Raw genomic sequence first — 24,225 nt, 5'->3', positions numbered from 1 at the left:
AAAGGAAACTTTTGATAGAGCTTACCAACTTCTGACTTCTTTATATGTTACATATTACAAATATTGATGAGAGATAAAAAACTCCACCACTGTAGTCCAATCTGTCGAGAAATCAGCACTATCACTAATTATAGGCAAGTGTCCCTTTGGAGCATGAATACTATAATTTACTTTGGAGTAGTCCATAAATCTAAAATCTGTTGGGTTTATCATCGGTGCATTCATTTTCCACTCAACGCTATTACAAAAAATCTCATAAGCTTTGTAAGCTTTGCTTGTTTCATCATTTTTATCTCTCGCTCTACCTCCAAAATGAGAATATACCCATTGAAGTGGGGAAAGAATCTTTTTATAGGAAGAATTTGTTTGACTGCCTTCCAAAATTCCACCAACACTAAGATAAATTTCTTTCTGAACACTAAACCCAAAGTGTCCATTGCTGTAATCGACCCATAATTTATCAATAATTCCCAAATCTTCACAGGGAAAATTCCTAATGTCTTCAAGTTCTAAATAGCCTTGTTTTTCCCTTCCCGCTACTTTCAGCATCACCTGAAAAGTTTCCTCGTCGGCTTCTCTCCACATACCTGCTGCTAAATAATAGGCTAGTTGATGATACTGTTCTGGTATGCGAAACCGAACTAGGCGGAATGTATTTGTTGAGGTTTCCCGTTGATAACAAATTCCTGCTTCACCAAATCGTTCTCTGGTTTTTTCACTCAACCAAGCACAAAACGCATTACTTTTTACAAAGTCTAGCTGATTGAGGTTGTTTTCCAGAGTTAAGTCTGAATCACTGTTGTTTTGTTCTAATAAAAACAACCGATATTCTGCTTCAGTGAGATCAGTATCATCGACTTTTTGTAATGTCCAGATTTTTTTACCTGCTGCTGTTATGGTAACTCCAGGTTGCTCGTCGGTTTCTGAACTACCAAGAAAACAATCTTCGTTGAGATAGTTTAGCCGTTTTTGCAGTTGCACTGATGCGGCTAACTTAAAAACTTCTACATCATCTGATTTTAATCCCTGTTCTACTTTGTCGAGTAATTCCTGCTCTTTTTCTCGACTAACTCTGAGCTTATTTTGCAAACACTCATAAGCAAGGGTGAGGTTTTCTACAGTTGGTTTGTTTAATGCTGCATCAATTAGTTTATCTATTTTGACCTGACCTGCATAGAATAAAATAGTTTGTCTCCACCAGTCCAGGTATTTTTTATCTTTCGCAAAAACTTCTAATAAATCAGGTTCATGTTCGGCTTTGGTGAGTTCCACCGCCGTTAAATACTCTTGAAAGGTGCGATGAGTAAATTCATAGAGTTTTTCTTGTTTGCGATCGCTCAACAATTCTCGCACACCAAGATCATCTTTTTCGATAAAAGCCTCTGGTGTAAACTCTTTTCCCGCCTCAACCATCTGAGCTAGTTCTTGTTGCAGAAAATCTTTGGCAAGAAAAATATTACTGTCTTGACTTTTCTCATCTAGGGTAAACTGAAGCACTTGGCGTTTCGTCATTTCCAGCGCGAGTGCTTGCAAAGCTTCTTGCTTTTGTTCTGGCTTGAGTGGATAGCGGGTAGTTCCAGAAATAGATTGTCTTCCTTGAAGCAGCACATCACAAACTTGTTTATATAGTCCAATTCTGGTAGGAGCAAGACTGGTTTTCTCTTTATAAGTATTAATAATTAATGCCAGTAATAACGGATTTGTTGCCATTAAGCGCAGAGAAGGAACTGCATTAATTTGGCGCACCAACTCGTCTTTCTTAGCTTCAGCATTTCTTCGCAGTTGTTTTTCTGATACTTTTCCAGAGTTACGCCGCTTCTCTAAATTAAAATACCACTTGTAAACAAATTCATTGCGCTGTTCAGTTGTAAATGACCTAACAAAATAAGCCGGGGTATTTAACAGAGGTGCTTGATTGTAAGCTTGTGGACGCGACGTAAGAATGAATGGTAATTTATTGTTATAACTTTGGAGTTGCTGAGAAACCCAATTACTGACCTGTTTTCGATGCTCATCGTCGGCAATTTCATCAAGTCCATCTAACATTACCAGACATTTGCCATCTTTTAGCTGCTTGTTAAACCAATCTTGAGTTTTTGATGATTCATCTTTTTTCGCCTTAGCAATTACTTGCGCCAGTGAAGAATTAGTATCCGCCACAATAATTGGAGCAACATCTCTCAACCGCAACAAAACAGGAATAAGTTGAGGCAAACCTCGATCCAATTTTGATTGTTTCCGCAGTGCAAACAAAAGGGTGATGTGTCTTAAAAGTGTGGTTTTTCCTGAACCTGGAGCGCCTAAAATTACCAGTTTTCGCCATGCCAATTTTTTGTTTGTAATTCCTCTCAACAAACTGCCAATTTCAGGTTCTTTCTGAGTTGCAATACTTCGAGAAATTTCTGTTTGTGCAAAAGCCGAATCTTGTTCTAGCTCAGTTTCTTCACCAACCGTCAAATCTTGAGGGTTATAAACTGGCTGTTCACAATTAAAGCCTAAAGGGACAAATACATTCTCTAAATCTAACCCTTCACCACTAAATCCGCGTCCTTGATATTCTTGACATTCTGCTGTTATTGTAGCGAGGTACTCAGCCCCAAATTTATCTGTAATTGCTGTCCACCATTTGGGAATTTGCGTAGCCAGTAACCAGTCTAGAAATTTATCAAAATAAGGAAGAAGTTTACTCCCAATTCTAATAATCAGCGCAACAACAAAAGTGATTCCTAGAAAAATAACAAACTCTTGCCATCGAGCATTTTTAGCATGATCAGCAGCAATAGCAACAAAAATACCCGGTATACCCCACCCAACCAATTTGTTGTCTAAAATCTTTTGTACCGATTCCCACCAAGCTGGTTGATTATCTGGGCTTTGAGTCATGGTAGTGTAGGTCTGGAAGTATGGATCGCTTGTGAAATAATACCTGCTGATAGCAGTATAAGCGATCGCTACCTCCGAAAAATTACCTAATAAATAATTTTAGAAAGTTTTAATCAGATACTCAGCTTCTTGCTGAACATCAAGTGATCGCACTCTCCAATAAACTAAGAAATGCGATCGCTCATCAACAGCATTATCTAATAAACATTCTGTCGTTACAACATCAAGTTGTGATGCTATGGCTCAATTCAGGTGTAGCTTGGGTGGAGGAATGGAACCCAACATTCTCAAGACTCTGTTGGGTTACGCTATCGCTACACCCAACCTACTTGAAATTGCTGAATATGCTTTTTATTTTAATACAATCAATAAATCCTGAAAATTTTTCTCATCCTTATTCCAATACCTTTATAAACAGGAATTTAACCAGATTTAATCATTTATAAAAATATTTAAGCAAGTAGTTGACAGGTATATTTTTATACTTTATTATAGATAGCATGAGAAAGGCGATCGCCGTCCTGTCAAAGTCTGCAATCGCCTTTCTTCCAACACCTAATTAGGAGTCGATTATTATCATGGCACAAGAATATAAATTCGGTGATGATCAAAATTCTGCTCAAACACCACCAGAGCAATTTTTGAGAAGAGAAAATTTTGATGCACCCACTCCCAAAGCATCTAATCAACAGCCATTACCCAACAGAGAACCCATTAAACATTTGTTGATTGGTTCACCCAAAGCTGTCACCAGTACAATACATTATTTGCAAGCGATCGGTTATGCCGAGGTAGGCGATTGGAGTCCATTAGTTCCAACCGACAACCCTGATCAAGTGATGAGTATTTTAATCCGTCAAATTTTAGTTGCATAACTAACCACAACTACCCCGGCTTTTTTCTACAGTCGGGGTGATTTTGCAGCTGATTAAATTTCTATAGAACTCATATTTCAATACGGTTCAGTTAAGAGAATAGTAGGTTGGGTGTAGCGATCGCGTAACCCAACAAAGCCTTGAAAATGTTGGGTTTCGTTCCTCCACCCAACCTACACCTTCCTCGATTCAAGCTGCTTTTAAACAATTCTCTTTGACCGATATTTATAATTGGTATACTCACCGTTGCTACTGTACTTCACCAGACTGAGAAACGCTATAAGTCATGAATAATGATCGGGGGAATCAATCTAGCTATGTATAAAAACTTCTGTTTTCTAGTCTGGCAATTCAAAAAGTTAGTATATTAAAAGACTAGAAAATAAAGTAATTATCGATACTCTGCTCAAGGCTTGAGCTTTCTTTATCCCCCAAAGTTATCAGCTAATAAATATTTTTGTGCGTTACTACCATTAAATTTCATAGTACCAAATGTCTTCTTCTTTCACGACAATGCGATGGAGAGAAAGACGATCAATCAAACCTTCATCCTCAAATTGTCCTAAAATTCGAGTGATGGTTACGCGGGTAGAACCAAGCATTTCTGCTAGGTCTTCGTGAGTTAAGCGCATATCTATTAAACGTCCTTGTTCAACCTGTGAACCAAATTTTTTCGACAACCATGCTAATAATTTAATCAGCATGGTATCAACTTTTTTATAGCTACGAATTACCATCAATTCTTCAGCTTGTTGGATATGTGCTAGTAGTGTTTCTTGCGCTTGATACCAATCTTCTAGGGGCAAGATTTTAACTTCTACCTTGGTTAAGCACTCCATTTGATAAGGTTCCATTTTTGACAAGGCTTTGCCAACGGTATCCCCAGGCCCCCATAATCCTAGCGCAACTGTTGTACCATCTTCTAAATAAGTATAAGTACGTACAAAGCCTTTTTCAATTTGCCAAAGTACATTTTGATTCTCTGGTAAGAATGAGCGCCTAGTAAAATGCTGCTTGGCGTTTTTATTAGGCGCGGTAGACAAGCTTGAGTGTAAAGACACCATGACCTATAGTACTATTCTTCGATGTATTAACCGTAGTATACATAATAGATCAAGCTAAATGAATTTATGGGTACAGAAAAAATCTGCTCTTAGAAAGATGCTAGGGTACATTCTGAATAAATACAGGGCTGACGCACAAAAATTGTCTGTAGAGATTGGGTGTAGGGGACAGTTGCATGGTGTTAGCGCAGCTTTAGCAATGTAGGAGCGTTGGTAGTCTGGTTGTAGGGGGTTTCCCGACTCGAAGCATTAGCTGACAATAATTTAGGAAATCATGACTAATTCACCGGGTATGATATGATTTCTGAATTTTTCTTCAATCAGACAAAATAGAGTGAGTATGATTGTCATACTCACCCTGCAATAAATTTACTTATCAGTTTATTTTTGGAAAAGAGACACATTTTTATTAGATTTTACAGTTTCGCCACTTAAACTGCGGAAATATAATCCGCCAACAGTTAGCAAAAATAAAACATATCCCACTGCTTGCACAATATATAGATGTTCTCTGTAGCCAAATAAAGATTTCAGAATAATGCCGGGGAATTGATCATCAGGCAAAATACTAGAAGTATTCCAAACTATCGGCCCTAAAATGCAAGAGTGGACTTTAGTAAAGTGTTCATAGTAAAAACACAGGCTTTCGGAAGCACGACTGCTGAGGGCTAAGTTAGCAAAGGCATCGTCAAAATGTTTTAATGCAGAAACGACTAACCCGGCAACAATCAACACTAATAAAACGCCCATAACTTGGAAAAACTGGCGGATGTTGATTTTGACACCTAATTTAAATAACAATACGCCAATTGTGGCTGCTACTAATAAACCGCCAAGAGCGCCAATTGTGGGAATTAAACCTTGCTGAAAGTTAGCCGCAATGAACAACACGGTTTCAAAACCTTCGCGGACTACAGCAATTAAAATTAAACTAAAAACACCCCAGCCAGCATTGCTATTTTGTGTGAGTGCTTCTGTAACAGCGCCTTCTACTTGAGCTTTCATAAATCTGGCTTGTTTCGTCATCCAGATTAGCATCCAACTAAGCATTGCGATCGCCAACACACTAAACACACCTTCTAGTCCCGGTTCAACGACCGATGTGTATTGTGGATTAACTTGACCTAATGCTTTAATTACCACGCTAAACAGCACACCTATCAAGGCGCTGACAACAATACCAACGCCGACACCAGCATACACCCAAGAATTAAGTCGAGATTGTTTGGCTTTTTTCAATAAAGCCAACACTATCCCCACAACTAAGGCGGCTTCTACTCCCTCTCGGAGTGTAATTACAAAAGTAGGTAAAGCAGTACTAAAATTCATCGTTTTGAGTCCAGAGTCAATAGTCTAAGAGGTTATTGGAAAAGTGGTTGGTTTTTGTAGACCCAGATCAAGTTTCCAGCCAAAAAAGGTAGATTCAAGCTGTTCAAGTCCGCGAATCAAATTTTGAGTATGAATTTTTATGGGATTTTCCACTCTCTTCTGCTCCCCAAATCCCCATCCCTAGTAGTTTACTTCGACTTGTATTTATACCGTAGGTTCACGGGGAAGGGAGACAAAACGTAGTTTTGGCAGGGTGGGGTTATTCGTTTTCAGTAAGTTAAGTAATCAAGCAGACAAATTATATCTCTACTGGTAAAGGCTGCCAAACTTCACCATATTTCTCTTTTAAATCGTGCCAAGATTCTACTTGACCGGGTTCATATTCTCCTGGTTTGCCCCATTGGAGAAATAAGCTTAAAGCAGGTTCTTGTTTATCATCTAAAAACCGGATGGCATAAGTTGTAAAGTTACCTCTTTTTGCTTCACCTGTTTCAAACTTCACCTGGGTAATTTTGTCCATATTTAAATGAAATTCAAAGCCTTCGGTGTGCATATTGGCATATTTACCTTTCGGCAATTCGGCATAAAATAATTTCTCAATTTTGCCGCGTGCTTCTAATACAGCCGCACTGCTGGTAACAATTAAACGCAAGGTTCCTAAATTTTCACAGGCTTCTAAAAATTCTTTTAAATTGGCACTCATAATTAATTTGTCCTTTGTCATTAGTCATTGGTCATTTGTTGACTATTTTTCGTATTTTTCATAAGCAGCAACAATTCGCTGTACTAGAGGATGACGCACTACATCTTTTTGGGTAAATTCGCAAAAACCAATGCCTTCGACGTGTTTTAAAATGTCTAAAGCAACTGATAAGCCTGATTGTTGATTATGGGGCAAATCTGTTTGTGTGGTATCGCCCGTAATCACCATCCGCGAACGAAAACCCAACCGCGTCAAAACCATTTTGATTTGTGCGGGTGTGGTGTTTTGAGCTTCATCCACTATTATGAAAGCATGATTTAGGGTACGTCCGCGCATATATGCGAGTGGCGCAACTTCAATAATGCCGCGTTCTATTAAATTGGGGACTTTTTCAGCATCAATAAATTCGTAAATGGCATCGTAAAGTGGACGAAGATAAGGATTAATTTTTTGCTGTAAGTCTCCTGGTAAAAAGCCCAATCTTTCACCAGCTTCGACGGCTGGACGAGTTAAAATCAGCTTTTCTACTTGGTTGGCGAGGAGTGCTTGCACAGCGACCACAACGGCGAGATAAGTTTTACCTGTACCAGCAGGCCCGGTGCAGAAGGTAATATCACGTTTGCGGATGGTTTCAATGTACTGGCGTTGACGAAATGTTTTAGCGCGGACTTCTTCACCACGGCGAGTTCTAGCGAGGACATCTCGACGTAATTCTTGGAGTTCATCTTCGCGATCGCTATCTAAAGCTTGACGGGCTGTTAAAATATCGGCATTGGAAATAGTATTGCCTTTAATCCACAGGTCTTCGAGCGATCGCACCAACCTGGATGCTAAATTAATTTGGGCATCTGTACCCGTAATCTGAAGTTCCTGTCCCCGTAGCACTAACACCGCGCCTGTTTGCCGAGACAGGATTTTGAGATTTTCTTCACCATCACCTGCAAGAGCGATCGCACTCGGAATATTAGGCAGCTGAATCTTTAAAGCATCTGCCATAGTTATTTCTTAAATGTGTGAGGAGTTATTTTTAACAAAGGTCTATTACTTGTTTAGATTTTTAATTACAGTTTTTAATTAAGTTTATTTTTACATTATTTTCTAGTTTTGCGCTTTTGCATCACCGCACTAGTACACTGCGGCGTAAATAAGCAGACCATGAGAAATAGCTAAAAAGCTGACTTGATAAGTATTATTTCTTTTTACTTTTGCCTTTTTACTTTTGCCTTGTTGCACTAGTAAAGTAGAGACGCGATCGCATCTCTACTTTAGCGAGGTTGAAGTTAATTAAACTTGCTCACCTCAAATTCCACCATTGACTGCGGTTAATCGCTTAGTAGCGAACGCCTTTACGTGCTGCTTCTGCTTTACGCTTCCGGCGTAGACTGGGTTTTTCGTATCTTTCCCGACGTTTAACCTCAGATAATATCCCGGCTCTTTGAATTTTCTTTTTAAAACGTCTTAGTGCCGAGTCAATTGTTTCATTTTCACCTAGACGGACTTCAGCCACTCCCTAATTTCACCCCCTGAAAGAGATATTTAGAAGTTGCATTCATAAATAGCATTTAGAAATCAGGTCAATGAGAGGAGGCACAAGGCAGAAGAATTAAGTTTCAGACTTCATCCTTCACACTTCATACTTTTCTCCCTCATCTTCCTTTCTTTATAGTTTAAACCTAGCGGAAACGAGGTTTAGCAACAGGTCTACTAGGCCCGTTGTTACCACGTCTTTCCCTAGTTTTTGGCAGTGGCGGTCGCTCTTCGCGGTCTTCATCAAAAGACATACCATCTCGCCCCATAGCACTGCTGCCATAGATGTCCAGATATACAGATTGTCCAGCCAGTTCTGCCGCAGCAGCAACTACTGTCCGAATTGCCTGAATATTGCGTCCGCCTCGGCCAAATACTTTGCCTTTATCTGCACTGTCAAAGGCAATGCGAATCCAAGCTTTTTTCAGGGTGTGAGAAATTTCACAATCGACGCTTAAGGTATTTGGAGATTCTAAAAACGGCTGCATCAAAAATCGCACTAGTCCAACATAATTGGGATTAGCTGCGAAAGATGGCGTATTGAGGTTATGATGCGGGTTTTGCACTGACCTGTTCAAGAACATTAGCTTTTACGAGGATGCGACGTACTGTGTCAGTGGGCTGTGCGCCTTGTTGTAGTCGCTTGACGATGCCGGGAACATCTAGTCTAACTTCATCGGTTCTGGGGTTGTAAAAGCCCAGTTCTTCTAAAGGACGACCATCGCGGCGAGAGAGGCTATTCATGGCGACAATACGGTAGCTCGCTTCCCGCTTTTTTCCGTATCGCTTCAAGCGCAGTTTGATCATGTTGAAGAATCGTTCTCCTGTTTGTATGGATTTTTGCAGCTGATAAATTTAGGAAGTAACTGGGCGAAAGTGCCTTGGTTAATTACTTCCCATACTGAAATGCTTATTTTAACACTTGATTAGCGTTTGCGGCTATATGAGTTAGGGAGTGGGGAGTGGGGAGTGGGGAGTGGGGAGTTGGGAATGGGGAGTGGGGAGTGGGGAATGGGGAGTGGGGAGTTGGGAATGGGGAATGGGGAGTTGGGAATGGGGAGTTGGGAGTGGGGAGTTGGGAGTGGGGAGTTGGGAGTTGGGAGTGGGGAGTGGGGAATGGGGAGTGGGGAGTTGGCGGGTGTAGGTGATGAAAAACTGTTCTCCCTTGTCCTCCTTGTCCCCCCGATCCCCCTTGTCTCCCTTGTCCCCCTTGTCTCCCTTGTCCCCCTTGCCTACCTTGTCCCCCCTATCCCCTCTTCTACAAATTCCCAAAGCCCTTTTTCTTCTTATCCTTGGGTTTTTTCTTTTTGCTACCGCCACCGCCGCCGTTATAACCGCGCCATCCGGGGGCGGCGGGACGACCACCTGCGTAGGCGTTGCCCATACCACCGCCGCCGAACATTCCCGGCATACCAGGGAAGTTACCTTTACCCATTTGTTGCATGAGCGATCGCATTTTTTGGAAGTCTGACACCAGCTTACTCACATCAGCTTCTTTGTAACCAGCACCCTTAGCCACCCGTCGTCTGCGGCTGGGAGAACTTGCCAATAAATCTGGGTCTTGGCGTTCTTGCTTGGTCATGGAATTAATCATCGCTTCGCAGCGTTTTAGCTGAGTTTCACCCTGCTTGAGTTGATCATCAGACAGCTTACCCATACCAGGAATCATCTTGAGAATGCCTCCCAGTGACCCCATATTTTTCAACAAACGCAGCTGTTTGAGAAAGTCGGTAAAGTCAAACTTCGCTGACAGAATTTTCTCTTGCATTTGCTCGGCATCGGCCAAGTCAATTTCTTCTTGGGCTTTTTCCACCAAAGTCAAAACATCGCCCATCCCCAAAATCCGCGATGCCATCCGGTCAGGGTAAAAAGGTTGTAGGGCTTCGACTTTTTCACCAACACCGACAAATTTGATGGGTGCGCCGGAAATTTGGCGGACTGACAAAGCTGCACCACCACGGCTATCACCATCTAACTTGGTGAGAATTGCCCCAGTAATGCCGATTTGCTCATGGAAGGTGCGGGTGAGGTTGGCGGCTTCTTGACCAGTCATGGAGTCCACCACCAACAAAGTCTCGTGGGGTTGGACTATTTCTTTAATCCGCGCTAACTCCGCCATCATGTCTTCGTCGATTTGCAGACGACCCGCAGTATCAATGATGACTGTGTTGACACCTTCAGCTTTGGCACGTTCTACACCTTGGCGAGCAATTTCTACAGGGTCAGCATCACTACCCAGATCAAATACTGGTACGTTAATTTGCTTACCCAAGGTGATCAACTGATCAATTGCGGCGGGGCGATATACGTCTGTGGCGACTAACAAACAGCTGCGCTCTAATTTTCGTAGATGTAAAGCTAATTTGGCTGTGGCTGTGGTTTTACCAGTACCTTGCAAACCAGCCATTAAGACAATTGTCGGCTTTTGTTCAGCTTCCACCAGGGGAACGTTTTCTTCCCCCATCACCTGCACCAATTCATCGTAGACAACTTTGATGAACTGCTGGTCTGGGCGCACGCCAGAAATTACCTCGGCTCCCTGCGCCTTGGCTTCAACTTCGCTAATAAAATCTTTGACTACCTGGAGGTTGACATCTGCTTCTAATAAAGCGCGGCGGACTTCTCGCAAAGCCTCTTGAATATTGGATTGCGAGATTTTATCTTGACCCCGAAGTTTTTTCCAGGCGGATTCTAAACGGTCTGCTAGTGCATCAAACATATCTAAGTTACAAGTATTTAGCCAATGAGGAAGCCGGAATTGTCGCCAAAGGCGATGCAGAATTTCCGGTAGAGTTTTAACGTGCTATCTACCAGCTTAGTAGTTTTCACTCCGAGTTGAGCAACTGGATACCTACTGGGTTTGGGGTGGTAAACCGTATTTTTTCACAATTTTAGTGTTAAGCAACACTGATGTGGTGGCAATTACATAATTGTAAAGCTTGTTTAACGACTGCTAACAAGACATTCATATCAACTGGCTTGCGGATAATACCCGCTACGTTGGCTTGGCACTTTTTTTTGATGGTGTCTTCTTCGTAGCCACTTAGTAACAAAATTGGTAAACACTTACAACTACGATTTTGTTGGATGCGATCGGCTACTTCATAACCGTCCATTCCTGGCATTGTGACATCTAGTAAAAGCAAATCAAATGTTTGAGATGCTATTTCTTGCAATACTTCTTCTCCACTCAAGACTGTAGTAACTTGATAACCATTTGTTTCTAAAATTGTTTGTAATAAAAAACAAGTAACCTCACAATCATCACAGACCAGAATATGGGGATTGTGATTGTTAATTTTTTGGCTCATAATCAAATTATTTAATAAATAATAAATATTGATTTTTGAACTAAAAAAGCTAAATGGGAAATCCAGTTTGATTTCAGAAATTACTTGTGTAGCCAGGGAATAGAGAATAGGACAGAAGTCTTGCCTCAGTTCACTGATTTTTTCTAGAAATCAAATATTAGTCTTATACAAATCATCCAAATTTAATAGCTATTAATGATGAGATACAAATTTTAGTATTTGCATCTGATAAAAGATATGGAGATTGATAGTCTAGATATCAACTAAGTTGCGGTAACTAATATTTATAGTATATGAAGATAGTGTGCAGGTAGGAAATTAAAAATTATTAACTTAATTTAAATCAACGTGATTCTAAAAATCTGTATCTAGAGAGTGAGATTACTGGAATACTATAGGCGTATAAATATATAAAATGATACCATAATATTCTCTAATAAATTTAGCATTTATATTTAAAATTATGTAGTATTCAGAAATCATTTTTGCATCAAAAGATCCCCGACTTCTCCCAGAAGTCGGGGATTTAAACCTCTCAATTCTCCCCAATCAAATAAATCTTGATTCCTAGCCTCCAGCCTCTCCATCAAGGTTATTGACTAAAGCTTCTACAGTATCAGCATCATTTGGTAAGGCGGCTGTTAAAATTTCACTGCCATCGGTGGTAACTAAAACATCATCTTCGATGCGGATACCCCGGACATCGGCAAATTGTTCTAGACGCTGCCAATTGATGATGTTTTGATATTTAGCGCGATTTTGCGGGTCATTTAAAATTGCTGGGACTTGATAAAATCCTGGTTCAATTGTGACGAGCATTCCTGGACGTAGGGGACGATTGAGACGCAGGTAACTTAAGCCAAAGCGATCGCTCCTGGTTCTATCATCTTCATATCCGGCTAAATCTCCCAAGTCTTCCATATCATGCACATCTAAACCCAGTAAATGCCCAATTCCATGTGGGAAAAACAAGGCATGGGCATCTAATTCCACTAAATCTTGGGGGTTGCCTTGTAAAATGCCTAAATCAACTAACCCTTCCGCAATTACTGTTGCGGCTAATAAATGAATATCTCGATACTCTACGCCAGGGCGAATTTTAGCAATGCAAGCATCATGAGCCGCTAAAACCACATTATAAATATCTCGTTGTGTGGCGGAAAATTTACCAGACACAGGCCAAGTGCGGGTAATATCAGCCGCCCACCCCATTTCTGTTTCTGCACCCACATCAGCCAACAGTAAATCACCGGGTTGCAATGGGTGATGATATACGTCATTATGCAAAACTTCCCCGTGAACAGTCACAATACTGTTGTAAGAAGTGGTCATATTTTGGGCAATAATTACCCCTTCCATTGCCGCCCGGACTTCTGCTTCTTGTTTTGCTTTGGGGGTGGCGGCCATACCTGCTTTGTGTGCAGCCACACTCACAGCCGCAGCTTTGCGTAATTCGGCTAAGGCTTCCTCATCGTGGGTCAGGCGTAAACTGACAATTGCCTTGGCTAATTCTAAATCTAAGCCCTCTAAATCATAAGGCGAAGAAATTTCTCTGTGCAGAATTTGGGACTGTACAAGGCTGGTACGATAATTCTGCACGGGAATTGAGGCGGCATTATGACCGCGATGTTTCAACTCAGATAAAGTTCTCGCTGTATCTGCACCAATTTTGGCGGCAATTTCTTCGCGTTTGGGTGTTTCACCGTGCCATAAGGCGCTACCGGGTTCGGGATCATCAATGAATAACTCTAGTTTGCCCGCTTCTAGGCGAATGGCGGCATTGTTTAGAGGTAAGCCGGCAAAGTAGAGGAAATGGCTACTGGCGCGGAAAGGATAGGTATTAGCTCGAAAGTTGCGGGGGCTGCTGCTTCCTGACCAAAGAATTACCGGGAAATCAATTAATTGAGCTAGTTTTTCTCTTCTGTGACGTAAAGTATCGCTGAGGGTGTTGGAGATATGGTGAATTTGCATAATTTCAAACGCAAAGTGGCGTAGAGAAGTTGCGTAAATCTTTAATGTACTCTCGTAGATATATATTGCTTCCATATTCTAAAGTAAGTTCATGGGACAAATCATTACTCAGGTTGATGCTTTTACCGATAAACCTTTTGCGGGAAATCCGGCGGCTGTTTGTGTTTTGCCTGCACCCAAAGACACTGACTGGATGCAGCAGGTAGCACAGGAAATGAATTTGTCGGAAACGGCTTTTTTGGTGAAACAAGAGGATGGCTTTAATCTGCGTTGGTTTACGCCAGCCGTAGAAGTGCCGCTTTGTGGTCATGCAACTTTAGCCAGCGCCCATGTGTTGTGGTCACAAGGACATTTAGCGAGTGACGAAGTGGCGAGATTTCATACCAAAAGTGGGTTATTGATTGCCAAGCGCCAAAATGAATGGATTGAACTGAATTTTCCTGCTAATCACTCACAAGTAACTATTGCACCACCGGAACTCAGTACGGCTTTAGGTGTAAATTATCAAGCTGTTTACCAAAATTCTCTCGGTTATCTCGTAGAAATAGAATCAGAAGATGTAGTACGGCAAATGCAGCCAAATTTTCAACTTTTGAAAACTTTCCCTGTAGACGGGGTAATCGTTACGAGTAAAGCTCATCCAGGCTCAGAATTTGATTTTGTGTCTCGGTTTTTTGCGCCAGCTTTGGGCATTGATGAAGACCCAGTGACGGGAGCCGCCCATTGTTGTTTAGCACCGTTTTGGCGCGATCGCTTGGATAAAAATACTTTCTTGGCTTATCAAGCATCCCATCGCGGTGGCGTAGTTAAGTTGTATTACGACGGTGGCGATCGCGTACTCCTTTCTGGTCAAGCAGTTACTATCCTAAAAGGTGAACTGATCAGTGATTGAAACAAAAAGTAAAATTTTGCTGTGGGATTGTAGTGATTTACACTGAAAAAACCTGTATAATACAACCTTATGTATCATCTAACACGCAAACTTCAGCTTAGTTAATCTCAATTTAAGGAATTGTAAGTCAGTGTATATGTGCAAATACCTGTTGAAGAAATATATAAAACTGAGAGTTCAAGAATTAGAGTCAATTACAGGATTTAATTACCAAGATTGTTCGTTCAAAATGGGTGTTAGGGTGTAAGGGTTTTGAACACCGATATTTTCTGATTTATTCGTTGGCTGACTCCTGAATTCTGTTTTGTAAAATTTGGCTTTTTGTCCATATCAAGAGCATGTTGTAACCAAATCAAACTTACACACAAAGTTAGTCGTTTGAGACTGGCATTTTTGGGGTGTCGGGGTGTGATGATTGTTTACCTAAACACGCCCCTATATTCCTATAGCAATCCTAAATGATTTACAAACATCTTTCTCCCTTGTCTACCCTGTCATCCTTGTCTCTATTGTCCACGTATCAAATAGGACTGCTATATGCCCTTGCTAAACCGTTGATTTGTAATTTCACTGTGTAAGTCAAACTTAACTATTTATCCCAGTAATTTTTAAATATGGATTACACTCAACAACTCATTCATTTAACAGAAATATCAGCCGCCGATTTTCCCGCAGGTGGGGATTTTAAATATAAATGTCGTGTACAAATTCTCTCTGAGCAAGGTCAAGAAATATTATCCAAAGATTTGTTTTCGCGGATGCAGCCAAGCTGGTTAGTGAATTTCACTATTTATAAAGACTGCGCGATCGCTATTACACTATGTTACCGTCAAGGGGATCTGACCCAACCTTGGCAAGATGCTGGAACAGTTACCTTTGCAGCCCAAGATTTTCTGCATGGACACAACTCCATCGAACTAGAATTTCCGATTACCACCTGGAGTCTCGCACCTCATTTAACCCTCCAGGCCAGAATCACCCAGACTGTTGGTGAAGCAGGTAGCCACACAATCAAACTCTTAGCTAATCAGCCAATTCCATCACGTTTTCAACTCAAACCAACCGTAACCATCGACAAAGAAGTTGAAATTCCTGAACCTATTCCCCTAACATCCCAAGAAGAAGTCATTGTCAAAGATGTCTGGAATAAACTGCGGGCTTGGAAAGAACTGCAAATGGAAAAGTTCTTTAAGCGGCTGTTGTTAGAAGAACCAGAATTAGAACATATTTTTGGGGAAGCGATCGACAGTATGACAGATTACTTTTATGAGTTATTTGACTACTGTATTCACCAACTCCAGCCATACACCCAAAATATCATTTCTGAACCCCTGACAGGTGTACCTTACGAAACAGGTGATGACTTTGATACTGTCGAAGATTACGGGGCTTTGTTTGCGGATATTGGGATGCGTCCCCACCACTGGGTAAAAGCGCGACAAGTTTGGATGTGGATGTTACCTTCAATTCCTTACTTAGAAGAATATGACCGCCAAGATTTAGCGAAAGGTATCAACTCGGCACTGTACAAATTTTTCAATAGTAATATTATTTTGCCGATGGTAGAGGCAGTGCGTTACTACGAAGATGCCTTAACACCAGAATTACTCAAGGAAATGGCAGAGACTTGGCAGATATTTAGCCAAAATAAACAAGAAATGGGGATGGTATTTTATCAAACCTTGTTTGAAAAATATCCCTTTGTCTTGCCGATTTTCGGCAGAGCCGATATTGATTATCTCTCCCTACACCTGTTCCAATCCTTAGATTTTCTCATGCGTTGCTTGCGGAGTGAAAGCATCGATGAATTGTTGCTGGAACTGCGGTTATTGGGACAAATTCACGGCAGTGTCGGCGTGCCATCTTGTGCTTATCCTGCTATGTCTGACACAATGTTTGTCTTGTTTGAAAAATATGTGCCGAATTTTACCCCAGAATTGCGGCGGGCTTGGCAGACATTGTTTAATCGCGTCACCAATGTGATGAAATTGCCCAAGCTGAATGAAGAACGGTTACTGAAAAAAGCCGAGCAATTCCTCCAAGTAATTGCTAGTGAACAAGGTTGGGAAGCAGAACATCGAGCGCGACGTTGGGCAGAAATTCAAGCCGAAATCAAAGCCACCCGCACTTATCATCACACCTACGAAGAATTGGCTTATGGCGCACAGTTAGCTTGGCGGAATGCGTCTAAATGTATTGGTCGGATTCAGTGGAATAATATGGTGGTGCGTGATTGTCGCCATGTGACAGATCCCGATGAAATGTTTCAAGAATTACTCGAACATTTGCGCTTAGGCACCAATGGCGGTAATGTTCAAGTGATTATGACCGCATTTCGTCCCAAACTCCCCAAAGAACGCTGGGGGCCGCGGCTGTGGAATTCGCAATTATTACGTTACGCCGCCTACGAACAACCAGATGGTAGTGTGATCGGCGATCGCGCTAACTTAGATTTAACTAACACTATCATTAAATTAGGCTGGCAACCCCCCGAACCACGCACACCCTACGATATTTTACCAATAGTCATTGAAGTGCCGGGAATGGAGCCGAAGTTGTATGAGTTCCCCAAAGAAGAAATTTTAGAAATCGATATTGAACATCCCACCATTGCCGAGTTCAAATCCTTGGGGTTGCGTTGGTATGCAATTCCGGCTATCAGTAATTTCCGCATGGATATTGGTGGAATTAGTTACGCTTGTGTACCCTTCAATGGCTGGTATATGGGTACAGAACTGATGCGCGACTTCTTAGAAGAAGGGCGTTACAACAAACTCGAAGACATCGCCCACATTCTAAAATTAGATATTAGTTCAGAGCATACCTTATGGCGCGATCGCGTCGCCTTAGAATTGAATATCGCCATCCTGCATTCTTTCCAAAAAGCTAAGGTGACAATGGTAGACCACCAGTCTGCCTCACGCCAATATCTCACCCATGATTTGCGCGAAAAGAAAGCAGGTAGAGAATGTCCATCGGAATGGGGTTGGGTGCTACCCCCTGCTGGCGGGAGTGTTTGTCCGGTATGGCATCACCAAACACGGGACTTTTATTTAGAGCCAGCTTATCACCACGCCGCCGATCGCTGGGCAGTGGAAGATGGCATTGACTTAGAAAAATTCACCACATCTCTGGACGAAGACGACAACAAAGAAGACCGGATTTTGATTTTGTACGCCTCGGAAACCGGCACCGCCGAAGGTTTTGCGCGGACGGCTGCAAGGCAATTAAATCGTTACCGTCCCAAGGTGATGGCGCTGGATGAATACGACAAAACTCATTTAAATTCCGAAAGACTGGTGTTGATTGTTACCTCCACCTTTGGGAATGGGGAAATGCCAGCAAACGGAAAACAATTCTTGCACTGGTTGAAAAAGCAACCCCCCGGTTCATTGATGACTTTGAATTATTCCGTCTTGGGACTGGGTAGCACGGTTTATGAACAGTTTTGTGCGGCGGGAATAGCTGTGGATAAAGCCTTATCACGTTCCGGTGCTAACTGTATTGTGCCTCTGCATAAAGCCGATGAAATCAAAGGCCAAGCTGATACCTTCAAACAATGGCTGAGATTAATTAGCCGCGTCTTGGGTGAAGATGCGACGGCGGCTGATGGGACGACCATCAACGCACCTCAATTACAGGTAAAATTCCTCACTAGTAACGCGATAGAAAACTTGGCTGTAGCGGAAAGTGGCGAACGGGGGATAGAAGTACCTGTAATTGCCAATCAAGAACTGCTGCAAGAAGTCATTCCTGGTAGTCGTTCGACGCGGTTTATTAGCTTTGACATTGCCAACACTCACCTCAACTATGAAACAGGTGATCACGTTGCCGTGTATCCTAATAATCCCCCAGAATTGGTACAGCGAATTTGCGATCGCCTGAATTTGACATCCGACACCTACTTTAGTGCAAGTTACGTCACCGCCGATGGTCAAGAAACTGAAGATCAACCACCCATCGCCGTACCCACAACCGTTGGTTATGTCTTATCAGAAGAACTAGATTTAGCTGTGCGGGAACCATTCAACGATTTATTGGCATATTTACATTCCGCCACCTCCAACCACACAGAAAAACAACGCCTGGAAACTTGGTTAGAAATTCTCCGCCAAGGTGAAGACCACCCCGAAAGCATTGCGCTCACCAAAACCATCACCGACAATTACATGAGCGTGGCTGATTTATTCGATGAATTTCCCGGCGCGACCATTACCCTCGCCGCCTTACTGGAATTACTACCAAAACAAAAACCACGTCTGTACTCCATTTCCTCCTGTCCGTTATTGCATCCCCAGCAAATTCAAATCACCGTCGGGGTGTTGCAAATTAAAACCGATGCAGGTAAAGTCCGTCAAGGGCTATGTTCTAACTACCTCGCTGGACTGCAACCAGGAACCAAAGTAAGAATTGATGTGCGTACATCCAGTTTCCGTCCACCCAGCGACCCAGAAGCAATGATGTTGATGGTCGGGCCAGGTACAGGAGTTTCACCTTTAATAGGCTTCTTGCAATACCGAGAAGCCTTGGCGCAGCAAGGAAAAACCCTCGCAGATGCGACTTTATACTTTGGTTGTCGCAATCACCAAGACTTCCTTTATCAAGAGCAATTGCAGACATGGTACAGTCAAGGCGTGCTGTCAGAATTAAACGTGGCATTTTCTCGCCAAGGCGGTGAAAAAGTCTACGTCCAAAATTTGATGCAGCGCAAACCCAAAGAAATCTGGCAACTGCTGAGTCATCCAAAATGCCATTATTATGTGTGCGGTGATGCCAAAATGGCCGATGATGTTTATGAAGTGATGTTAGCGATCGCTAATACTGAAGGTAATTTATCACTGTTAGAAGCTATCCAGTTCTTTGACAAAATGAAACAGGAAAAACGCTTCGTTTCTGATGTTTGGGGCGTAACCCTCAACTACAAACAAGCCATCAAACAAGTGCAGAAAGATAACTACTCCAAAGCCGAAAGATGGCTAAATCGAGTTAATCAATCAGCAGATGAATCTACACCAGTTCCAGAGATAGCACAACCATCAGTTGTCTATAATCTTTGAGACATCATGACTTGATGACTTGCTGTTGAAATTCTGTATTCAGATCCCCGACTTCTTAAAGAAGTCGGGGATCTTGTTCTTCACCAATTATTGAGATTTTATTTATTTTTGGGAGTCATAATTTATTCTCTGATAAAATAAATTTTACAAAAAATGTTCTTCCCCACTCCCTAACATACATTCTCCTGGGTTATCTATTGACTGTTTTTTATTGATTGCCACAGTAATATAGCGTTTACTAGTTGACTGAAGGACAAATCTATCTGCGTCCATCTGCGTTTATCTGCGGTTAATTATTCTTGTCTGTAACTCACTAGGTTAAGAAAGGCTGTATATAAACGTTCCAAATAAAAACTGAGGCATGGAACAAACTTTATTTTTAGACTTTTTAGCCAGCTTACAAAAACTGTTTGTAGGTTACATTCCGGCTGCTGTTTTCGGCAGTTTCATCGGATATTTTATTGGCATAAATGTTACAGTTTATCAGATTTTTAGAAGGATATTTCAGATACCACATAGCATTCCGCCTTTAGCCTTACTGCCAATTGCCCTCATCTTGTTTCAAGATAGTGAACCTGCATCAGTAATGGTGATATTTCTTGCCACATTTTGGACAGTTATCATTAATGTAGCTATCGGTTTACAACATTTTCGCAGACAAAATAATAACTTTCGGGCTGCTATATTTCATGTATTTCATTCATTGAAAGTTGGTATTTGGGTAGCGTGGTTTACAGTTATAGCCATAGAAATGCTAATTGGCCCCAGAGGATTAGGCTTTATTCTCTGGGAAAGCTACAAAGCAGGTAATACTAATAGCATGATTCAGGTATTACTCTACATTGGTATTATCGGCACTTTATTAGATCAATTTTTAGATTTCATGGGTTCTCTACTGGCACAAATGATTTCTGAAAACAAAAAATCGAGTTAAACTTTTATCTAGTACAAATTGATAGTGGATAGAGACTAGAGGTTAGAGGCTAGGATGCTCAAGGCTAGATGAATGTACCTCATTGGAATGAAAAATGCTGTAAATAAACAAACCATAAGAAATTGCTAAAAGGCTTGTTGTATCGTTATTATTTCTTTTGCATTTTGCATTTTACCTTTTTACTTTTGCCTTGTTGTACTAGGCTGACGAATTGCACTTTGCCAGTTAATAGTTTGCTTGGCGGAACGTTCGCCTAATGAACGTGTTGCTGTCACTTCAATATCAACATTGATACCAGGACTTAGGGCATTTTCTGGTATTTTTAACTTGCCTAACGCCAAAATAAAACGATTATAGTCACGGGTGACAAATTCAGGTGGAACATCGCCTGTATAAACAGTTTGATAGTCAGAGAAACCCCCAGAGTTATCTCGCGCCCGGAATTTCACGCGAAATTTAGTTTGCAGAACATCAGATTTTGCTGCTAAATCGACGATTTTTAAGTTGAGGTTTTCTCCCGCACCTGCAAATTCCGCGACTGCTAACCGAGTCACATCTTGTTTGAGAATTGCGTGATTCACAGTATAAATTGTCAAATTATTCTCACTTTGACTGTTAGCATCAACCCACAAATCTTCAGGAAAAGTCACTTCTAGTTGTTTACTATCATTTAAAGTGACTGTGACAGCTTGATTACTAAAACTTTGACTCGGTTGTTTTTCTTGCCAAACTAACTGAAACGACTCTTCTAAACGCTGGTCAAATTCGCGGTATTCATCAGCAATTATAGAACCAGGGGCAAGTAATGAAGCTGCACCTGTACGCAGATTCCATTTATTTTTTGAGAGTGGTAATTGTTTACCTGCGAGTTCGGGAATTGACAGCTTGATGCTAGGAGTGTCAGCCGCCAAGGGTTCTTTACTATTCACAATACTCAACACTCCCAAGCGTCCGGTATTACCATCGCTACCGTCACTACCGTTGCTGCCATTCCGCCCGTCGTAACATCTGTAACGCTTCTTAGTACATTTGTAATCAGAACTCCCAGGAGTACCTTTGCAGGTTTGCACTTCCCAACTGCGCCTGCGACAATTGCAACCAGCCGTCCCATTACCACCGCGTCCACCGCGTCCGCCTTCCCCTGGGTTTGTACGCACAAGTATTTTGCGTAAGTCGGCTAAATTAGTGTAATAAGCCGTGACAGAACCGCCATTTCCACCATTTCCGCCTTTACCACCATCGCCACCAGCACCACCATTAGCTGCTTGAATGTCATGGTTTTTGTTTTCTGGTTGATAACCGCAGTCAGGGCGATAACCATATCCGCCATTTTCGCCATCCTCACCATCTTGACCAGATAAATCGAGGTTAGCTGCTGAACCATCGACAAAAATAGTTTGATTTTGACCGTCGCGGCCATCTCTGCCCGATCGCCCACTTGTCCCCTTACTCCCATTTCTGCCATAATCTCGATCAGCAAGGTAGTTGTTATTAGCGATCGCTGGACATAATACAGAACCAGAGGCAGGTAACAAGCTAGTAACTAAGCAGAATGTCAGTAAAAGTGGCAGCTTACCCCTAAGACTGTTGGACATCGAGTCAAACCTAAATTTTAGTGATATTTACTGAATATGACGCTGCATCACAGGAATTTGCTCCTCATCCTCGCCAAGTATCGATTACTAAAGGGTATCCCAATGCTTGGATTTTTTGATAATGTCTAATATTACCTGTTACTAGAATTAAGTTATTTGCGATCGCTGTAGCAGCTATTAAGACATCTGCTAATCCGATTGGTTGTCCTGATGTTTCTAAATCTGCCTGAATCAAACCCGAAAGTTCTGCACAGCTTTGGTCTAAAGGCAAGATTTCCAGTTGAGATAAATCTGCTAAAAACTCTTGAATGCGGTCATTACGATTTATTCTCTTCCATCCCTTGATAATTTCAGAAACAGTAATTACAGAAATTGTGTACTGTTGCCATATACCTATGTAACCAATGGCTTTAGCATTTATTTTAGGATTTCTTAATTTGCGAATTTCTGATAAAATATCCGTATCAATTAAAGATTTTCTCACACCTAATTTTAGTCTCTATAATTCCTGTGTTTTAAAATATCTGCGACCATTTCATCAACTAATTCGGCTTCATCACCCCATTTACCGATAAATGAATTATTAAGAATTTCTGGTTGTGTTAATTGATCAATCATTGCTTTGATTATGTCAGAAATTTCGCAATTATAGGTTTGCGACAATTGGTTAATTTTTGCAAATGTTTCTTGATCGAGTTCTATTTCTAGTTTTTGCATAGGTGATTAAGAAGTTGGAAATTAACAGCTTATATTAATTATAAGTGAATGGATTTTGTTTACCCCCGAAAGCAAGAGCGAAGCCAAAGCCACAACCGACGCAACCACACCTAGGTGCAAGATGTGTATTACACCTTCTCTTTGGGAGGAGTAGCGATACCCTGCTTGAGTAAATTTGCTTCTAGTTCCTTGATGAATTGACAGTCTTTTTCTAACCAAGGTTGACTTTCTGCACTTACCGATGGCTGCTTTTCTAAGAAACTAAATGCTTGGCGGAATTGCTGGGGACTGGTAGTAATAGGCGCATCAAAATGACAAGAAATAATTTGGTGAAAATCCCATTTTGCAACTTTGTTTGCCCAGTCGATGACTTGTTGTGGTGCTTGGGGCAGAATAAGCGTTTGCAAAATTGGGGCGACAAATGGACGACCATTACGACTTAGGGCGTAAAATGACTTTTGCCAATTTGCTTGCCAACGAAATGGATATAAGCCGAAATATGCTTTTCTTGAATGGTTTGGTGCTTGCCAAGCTTCGCGGAAACTTTCACCGAGTCCTGTGATATCTAATGCACTGGGACGGAAATAAATCGCAAATAAGGCAATACGCTGCCATCCTTGACGGCGGTTTACTGGGTTATCTTCAATAGACTGGAGTGCATTTTCCCTGGCGTGAAATAGCAAGGGGTATGGGTCTAATTGCAAGATAGCTGGTGGGTTTTCGGCTACAGATAGGATTGTATCGGTTAGGAGTAGGGTGTGCGATCGCTTGTGAAACAAAGCTACTTCCCCAAATGAACCTCGTCCCAAGTTAATATCCAACACCTCATACTCAAAATCATCTGCAAACGGCGCAAGACTCGCATCTTCTGGTAGTTCCTGAGTTCGTTGTTGGGGAAACCCTAACCAACTCAGTGGTAAATTAAACGGAAAACTCCATTGATGAGGTGCAACAAACACCTGCGCTTGCGGAAAGTTTCTGGCAAAGGGGCCGACGAAAACCTTGTGTTCAAGACCAGAACTGGTTGGTAAAATAATGTACTTCACCTCACCATGTTTTGCTACCAATTCCTGTACCATTCGCACACATTCTTTAGTTGCTGCTACAGGTGCATAAACCAACAAACCACCACCTGTCAGCTTCACCACAGTCATCCGAATCGGCACAATAGTATAGAGAATGCCATGCACTTGGTCGAATGTCCAAATTGTATCTTTCACAATTTCTTGGCAAAGTGTCCGCCGTTGTTTGTATGGATAAAAGGGAACAACAGGCCAAAACGGCCATGACCAATCTTTTGGGTTGTTGCTGAGATACATAGATGAATTGACCCAATCCTAATCTCTTGCCATGTCTTTATCCTAAAA

At 41.6% G+C, this 24,225-nt stretch carries 22 protein-coding genes; 6 read left to right on the top strand and 16 right to left on the bottom strand.

All coding sequences use genetic code 11. The features are described from left to right. Positions 1-54: 54 nt before the first annotated feature. On the bottom strand, positions 55-2,883 hold the full coding sequence (locus H6G79_RS13645; protein WP_190589435.1) for a GUN4 domain-containing protein: 2,829 nt from the start codon (positions 2,881-2,883) through the stop codon (positions 55-57). 238 nt (positions 2,884-3,121) lie between these two features. On the opposite strand from H6G79_RS13645, the gene H6G79_RS13640 reads away from it, so the two are divergent. Both H6G79_RS13640 and H6G79_RS13635 read left to right on the top strand, forming a co-directional pair. Continuing rightward, positions 3,122-3,262: a hypothetical protein gene (locus H6G79_RS13640; RefSeq protein WP_190589434.1), complete on the top strand. Its 141-nt coding sequence runs from the start codon at positions 3,122-3,124 to the stop codon at positions 3,260-3,262. A 196-nt stretch (positions 3,263-3,458) separates the two neighbouring features. Continuing rightward, complete coding sequence (locus H6G79_RS13635) at positions 3,459-3,758, top strand: hypothetical protein (protein ID WP_396019799.1); 300 nt, start codon at positions 3,459-3,461, stop codon at positions 3,756-3,758. Positions 3,759-3,849: 91 nt separating this feature from the next. On the opposite strand, the gene H6G79_RS13630 is transcribed toward H6G79_RS13635, so the two are convergent. The 8 genes from H6G79_RS13630 to rpsP form a co-directional block, all read right to left on the bottom strand. Next, entirely contained in the window at positions 3,850-4,002 is a 153-nt protein-coding gene (locus tag H6G79_RS13630; protein WP_190872484.1) for a hypothetical protein, read from the bottom strand. A 229-nt stretch (positions 4,003-4,231) separates the two neighbouring features. Continuing rightward, a complete protein-coding gene (locus H6G79_RS13625; protein WP_190589432.1) occupies positions 4,232-4,822 on the bottom strand; it encodes a Crp/Fnr family transcriptional regulator in 591 nt (196 codons plus the stop codon). Between the two features lie 381 nt (positions 4,823-5,203). Continuing rightward, positions 5,204-6,151 (bottom strand): FTR1 family protein, encoded by a 948-nt coding sequence (locus tag H6G79_RS13620; RefSeq protein ID WP_190589431.1) that lies wholly within the window; start codon positions 6,149-6,151, stop codon positions 5,204-5,206. A gap of 298 nt (positions 6,152-6,449) precedes the next feature. After that, complete coding sequence (locus tag H6G79_RS13615) at positions 6,450-6,854, bottom strand: ChuX/HutX family heme-like substrate-binding protein (RefSeq protein WP_190589430.1); 405 nt, start codon at positions 6,852-6,854, stop codon at positions 6,450-6,452. A 42-nt stretch (positions 6,855-6,896) separates the two neighbouring features. Further along, entirely contained in the window at positions 6,897-7,850 is a 954-nt protein-coding gene (locus H6G79_RS13610) for a PhoH family protein (RefSeq protein WP_190589429.1), read from the bottom strand. Positions 7,851-8,184: 334 nt separating this feature from the next. Further along, positions 8,185-8,361: a 30S ribosomal protein S21 gene (rpsU, locus tag H6G79_RS13605; protein WP_062292053.1), complete on the bottom strand. Its 177-nt coding sequence runs from the start codon at positions 8,359-8,361 to the stop codon at positions 8,185-8,187. Positions 8,362-8,527: 166 nt separating this feature from the next. Continuing rightward, positions 8,528-8,965, bottom strand: a complete 438-nt coding sequence (locus tag H6G79_RS13600; protein ID WP_190589428.1) for a KH domain-containing protein — start codon at positions 8,963-8,965, stop codon at positions 8,528-8,530. Then, on the bottom strand, positions 8,928-9,188 hold the full coding sequence (rpsP, locus tag H6G79_RS13595; RefSeq protein ID WP_062292058.1) for a 30S ribosomal protein S16: 261 nt from the start codon (positions 9,186-9,188) through the stop codon (positions 8,928-8,930). The genes H6G79_RS13600 and rpsP overlap by 38 nt, the downstream gene beginning before the upstream one ends. Positions 9,189-9,357: 169 nt before the next feature. Between rpsP and H6G79_RS13590 the strand changes: the two genes are divergently transcribed. Beyond that, positions 9,358-9,525, top strand: a complete 168-nt coding sequence (locus H6G79_RS13590) for a hypothetical protein (RefSeq protein ID WP_190589427.1) — start codon at positions 9,358-9,360, stop codon at positions 9,523-9,525. A gap of 114 nt (positions 9,526-9,639) precedes the next feature. Here the strand turns inward: H6G79_RS13590 and ffh are convergent, their stop codons facing one another. The 3 genes from ffh to H6G79_RS13575 form a co-directional block, all read right to left on the bottom strand. After that, positions 9,640-11,100 carry a signal recognition particle protein gene (gene ffh, locus H6G79_RS13585; protein WP_190589426.1) on the bottom strand — a complete coding sequence of 487 codons (1,461 nt, stop codon included), beginning with the start codon at positions 11,098-11,100 and terminating at the stop codon, positions 9,640-9,642. A gap of 178 nt (positions 11,101-11,278) precedes the next feature. Then, complete coding sequence (locus H6G79_RS13580; protein WP_190589425.1) at positions 11,279-11,692, bottom strand: response regulator; 414 nt, start codon at positions 11,690-11,692, stop codon at positions 11,279-11,281. A gap of 567 nt (positions 11,693-12,259) precedes the next feature. Then, positions 12,260-13,663 carry an aminopeptidase P family protein gene (locus H6G79_RS13575; protein ID WP_190589516.1) on the bottom strand — a complete coding sequence of 468 codons (1,404 nt, stop codon included), beginning with the start codon at positions 13,661-13,663 and terminating at the stop codon, positions 12,260-12,262. Between the two features lie 91 nt (positions 13,664-13,754). Here H6G79_RS13575 and H6G79_RS13570 point away from each other — a divergent pair, with 91 nt between their 5' ends. From H6G79_RS13570 to H6G79_RS13560, 3 genes are all read left to right on the top strand, one after another. Continuing rightward, complete coding sequence (locus H6G79_RS13570; protein ID WP_190589424.1) at positions 13,755-14,555, top strand: PhzF family phenazine biosynthesis protein; 801 nt, start codon at positions 13,755-13,757, stop codon at positions 14,553-14,555. A 614-nt stretch (positions 14,556-15,169) separates the two neighbouring features. Beyond that, the gene (locus tag H6G79_RS13565; RefSeq protein ID WP_190589423.1) at positions 15,170-19,612 is read left to right on the top strand and encodes a nitric oxide synthase oxygenase; all 4,443 of its coding nucleotides are present in this window, start codon (positions 15,170-15,172) and stop codon (positions 19,610-19,612) included. A gap of 361 nt (positions 19,613-19,973) precedes the next feature. After that, positions 19,974-20,546: an ABC transporter permease gene (locus H6G79_RS13560; RefSeq protein WP_190589422.1), complete on the top strand. Its 573-nt coding sequence runs from the start codon at positions 19,974-19,976 to the stop codon at positions 20,544-20,546. Between the two features lie 179 nt (positions 20,547-20,725). On the opposite strand, the gene H6G79_RS13555 is transcribed toward H6G79_RS13560, so the two are convergent. The 4 genes from H6G79_RS13555 to H6G79_RS13540 all read right to left on the bottom strand — a co-directional run bounded on the left by H6G79_RS13555 (position 20,726) and on the right by H6G79_RS13540 (position 24,177). Next, positions 20,726-22,141, bottom strand: coding sequence for a collagen-like protein (locus tag H6G79_RS13555; protein ID WP_190589421.1), 1,416 nt, complete (start codon positions 22,139-22,141; stop codon positions 20,726-20,728). Positions 22,142-22,205: 64 nt separating this feature from the next. Beyond that, positions 22,206-22,625, bottom strand: coding sequence for a PIN domain-containing protein (locus H6G79_RS13550; RefSeq protein ID WP_190589420.1), 420 nt, complete (start codon positions 22,623-22,625; stop codon positions 22,206-22,208). 8 nt (positions 22,626-22,633) lie between these two features. Beyond that, a complete protein-coding gene (locus H6G79_RS13545; RefSeq protein WP_190589419.1) occupies positions 22,634-22,858 on the bottom strand; it encodes a hypothetical protein in 225 nt (74 codons plus the stop codon). Between the two features lie 128 nt (positions 22,859-22,986). Continuing rightward, positions 22,987-24,177 carry a DUF4336 domain-containing protein gene (locus H6G79_RS13540; RefSeq protein ID WP_190589418.1) on the bottom strand — a complete coding sequence of 397 codons (1,191 nt, stop codon included), beginning with the start codon at positions 24,175-24,177 and terminating at the stop codon, positions 22,987-22,989. Positions 24,178-24,225 lie beyond the last annotated feature (48 nt).

Origin of the sequence: Anabaena sp. FACHB-83 (assembly GCF_014697485.1) — a bacterium.
In the GTDB taxonomy this organism is placed as follows: Bacteria; Cyanobacteriota; Cyanobacteriia; order Cyanobacteriales; family Nostocaceae; genus Nostoc_B.
The sequence above is the reverse complement of the archived record's forward strand: the minus strand, read 5'-3'. Positions and strand labels throughout refer to the sequence as shown.

Coding starts and splice junctions, on each gene's coding strand:
- H6G79_RS13645 (WP_190589435.1), bottom strand. CDS start 2,883: ATGACTCAAAGCCCAGATAATCAACCAGCTTGGTGGGAATCGGTACAA.
- H6G79_RS13640 (WP_190589434.1), top strand. CDS start 3,122: ATGGCTCAATTCAGGTGTAGCTTGGGTGGAGGAATGGAACCCAACATT.
- H6G79_RS13625 (WP_190589432.1), bottom strand. CDS start 4,822: ATGGTGTCTTTACACTCAAGCTTGTCTACCGCGCCTAATAAAAACGCC.
- H6G79_RS13620 (WP_190589431.1), bottom strand. CDS start 6,151: ATGAATTTTAGTACTGCTTTACCTACTTTTGTAATTACACTCCGAGAG.
- H6G79_RS13615 (WP_190589430.1), bottom strand. CDS start 6,854: ATGAGTGCCAATTTAAAAGAATTTTTAGAAGCCTGTGAAAATTTAGGA.
- H6G79_RS13610 (WP_190589429.1), bottom strand. CDS start 7,850: ATGGCAGATGCTTTAAAGATTCAGCTGCCTAATATTCCGAGTGCGATC.
- H6G79_RS13600 (WP_190589428.1), bottom strand. CDS start 8,965: ATGTTCTTGAACAGGTCAGTGCAAAACCCGCATCATAACCTCAATACG.
- rpsP (WP_062292058.1), bottom strand. CDS start 9,188: ATGATCAAACTGCGCTTGAAGCGATACGGAAAAAAGCGGGAAGCGAGC.
- ffh (WP_190589426.1), bottom strand. CDS start 11,100: ATGTTTGATGCACTAGCAGACCGTTTAGAATCCGCCTGGAAAAAACTT.
- H6G79_RS13580 (WP_190589425.1), bottom strand. CDS start 11,692: ATGAGCCAAAAAATTAACAATCACAATCCCCATATTCTGGTCTGTGAT.
- H6G79_RS13575 (WP_190589516.1), bottom strand. CDS start 13,663: ATGCAAATTCACCATATCTCCAACACCCTCAGCGATACTTTACGTCAC.
- H6G79_RS13570 (WP_190589424.1), top strand. CDS start 13,755: ATGGGACAAATCATTACTCAGGTTGATGCTTTTACCGATAAACCTTTT.
- H6G79_RS13565 (WP_190589423.1), top strand. CDS start 15,170: ATGGATTACACTCAACAACTCATTCATTTAACAGAAATATCAGCCGCC.
- H6G79_RS13560 (WP_190589422.1), top strand. CDS start 19,974: ATGGAACAAACTTTATTTTTAGACTTTTTAGCCAGCTTACAAAAACTG.
- H6G79_RS13555 (WP_190589421.1), bottom strand. CDS start 22,141: ATGTCCAACAGTCTTAGGGGTAAGCTGCCACTTTTACTGACATTCTGC.
- H6G79_RS13545 (WP_190589419.1), bottom strand. CDS start 22,858: ATGCAAAAACTAGAAATAGAACTCGATCAAGAAACATTTGCAAAAATT.
- H6G79_RS13540 (WP_190589418.1), bottom strand. CDS start 24,177: ATGTATCTCAGCAACAACCCAAAAGATTGGTCATGGCCGTTTTGGCCT.